The sequence below is a fragment of the Rhizobacter sp. P1_G5 genome, from assembly GCF_056405435.1.
The window spans coordinates 1-1,976 of record NZ_JBFUCB010000854.1 but is presented as its reverse complement, the minus strand read 5'-3'; the positions used below and the strand labels follow the sequence as shown (position 1 = coordinate 1,976).

The 1,976-nt window shown below is 72.7% G+C and carries 2 protein-coding genes; both read right to left on the bottom strand.

Going from position 1 to position 1,976, the window contains the following annotated elements; all coding sequences use genetic code 11:
• Nucleotides 1-1,730, bottom strand: a 1,730-nt coding sequence (locus AC1D12_RS31935) for a PAS domain-containing protein (RefSeq protein ID WP_477845183.1), incomplete at its 3' end; no start/stop codon positions are given.
• A partial coding sequence (locus AC1D12_RS31930) for an HD-GYP domain-containing protein (protein ID WP_477845182.1) occupies nt 1,709-1,976 on the bottom strand: 268 nt, incomplete at its 5' end. The genes AC1D12_RS31935 and AC1D12_RS31930, both read right to left, overlap by 22 nt.

Here is a 1,976-nt window from a genome sequence, read left to right as displayed (position 1 = left end):
CGTGCGAGCAGCGCATGCAACGAGAAACCGGTGCGCTCCAGGTCCATGCGGCCGGCCTCGATCTTCGACAGGTCGAGGATGTCGTCGATCACCTGCAGCAGGTGCGAGGCCGCATCGCCCACCTTGCGCAGCCGCTGCGCCTGGGCGGGTTCGTGCACGTCGCGGCGCAGCAGGTGCGTGAGCCCGATGATCGCGTTCATCGGCGTGCGGATCTCGTGGCTCATGTTGGCGAGGAACGCGCTCTTCGCCCGGTTGGCCGCCTCGGCCTTGTCGCGCGAGACGACCAGCAGCCTTTCGCTCTCGAGCAGCGCCTGGTTCAGGCGCTGCAGCTGGTGCGTGCGCTCCTCGACGAGCTCCTCGAGCCGATGGCGGTGGCGGTCGAGCTCGGCCTGCGTCGCGTGCCGCTCGGTGATGTCGGTGAACGAGGTGACGACCGCGGTCAGCACGCCGCACTCGTGCATCGGCTCGGCATGCGCGAGCACCCAGCGCAGGTCGCCGCCGGGCGGCACGACGCCGATCGTCACGTCGTGGCAGGGCTGGCCGCTGCGCAGGCAGCGCAGCATCGGCATCTCGGAGCGCGGCATCGCGCTGCCGTCGGGCCGCACGGTGCGCCACTGCGCGAACGCGCCGGGCCGCTGCAGTTCGGCCGCGCCCATCCCGAAGAAGCGCTGGGCCTGCGGCGAGCAGGCCTGCACGCGGCCGCGGGCATCGACGATCAGGATGCCTTCGTCGAGTGCGCAGACCATCGAGCGGTACTGCACCTCGCTGCGCCGCAGCGCGTCCTCGGCGAGGCGGCGCTGCGTCACGTCGGCATGCACGACCACCGCACCGCCGCGGCCGGTGCGCAGCGGCGTGACGTCCATGTGGAACCAGCGCGGGCTGCCGCCGGCATCGCAGGCGTACTCGTGCGAGAACACGTCACGCCAGCCGGCCAGCACCCCGGCGATGCCGTCGGCCACGCGGATCGCATCGCTGTCGACCCCGTCGTCGGCACCGGCGCGGCCGACCGCCCGGCACAGCCCGAGGTAGTCGACGCCGATCCCGGCCTGCGCCGCCAGCGCCTCGTCCATGCCCTGCGCCTGCGCGAAGCGGCGCCAGGCGGCATTGACGCCGACGATCACGCCGCGGTGGTCCAGCACCGCCATGTGGTCGAGCACCGAATCCTCCACCGCCTGCACCAGCTGGTGCGCGTCGCGCAGCGCGCGCTCGGCGCGGCGCCGCTCGGTGATGTCGCGCGAGATGCCGAACACGCCCGTGACGCGCCCCGATTCGTCGTGCAGCGGCCCCTTGGTCGCCAGGTAGCTGATGCTGCCGTCGCGCGTGCTGAGCTCCTCGTCGAAGGTGCGCACGCGGTTCTCGTGCATCACGACGAGGTCGTTCGCGCGCACCAGCATCGCCTGCTCGGGCGGGAACAGCGCGGGGTCGTCTTGCCCGATCATCTGGGCCGCGCTGCGGCCGAGCACGCGGCAGGCCTCGCGGTTGACGACCAGGTAGCGGCCGTCCCGGTCCTTGGCGAAGATCGCGTCGCTCGATCCGTCGACGATCGCCTCCATCAGCGCGAGCGCCTGCACGCGGGCCTCCAGGGCCGCGTTCGCAGCCCGCAGCCGGCGCAGCGTGCGGCGCTCGACGGCCAGCAGGCACAGGCTCGCCACCGCGAGCGCGCAGCCCAGCGCGGTCAAGGTCGCGGCGAACAGCGGCGTCATCTGCATCAGGCCTCGACCGATTCCCACGGCCGCGCCTCGTGCACCGGCTCCGCTTCGTCCGGATGGCACTGCGCGATCGTGCAGAACGCGTCGAAGCCCGCGAGGAACGCGTCGAGCAGGTCCGGATCGAAATGCCGGCCGCGCTGCCCGGCCATGATGCGCCGCACCTCGCCGAAGTCGAGCGCCGCCTTGTAGACGCGGCGCGAGATCAGCGCATCGAACACGTCGGCCACGGCCATCAGGCGCGCCGCCAGCGGGATCGCGTCGCCGGCC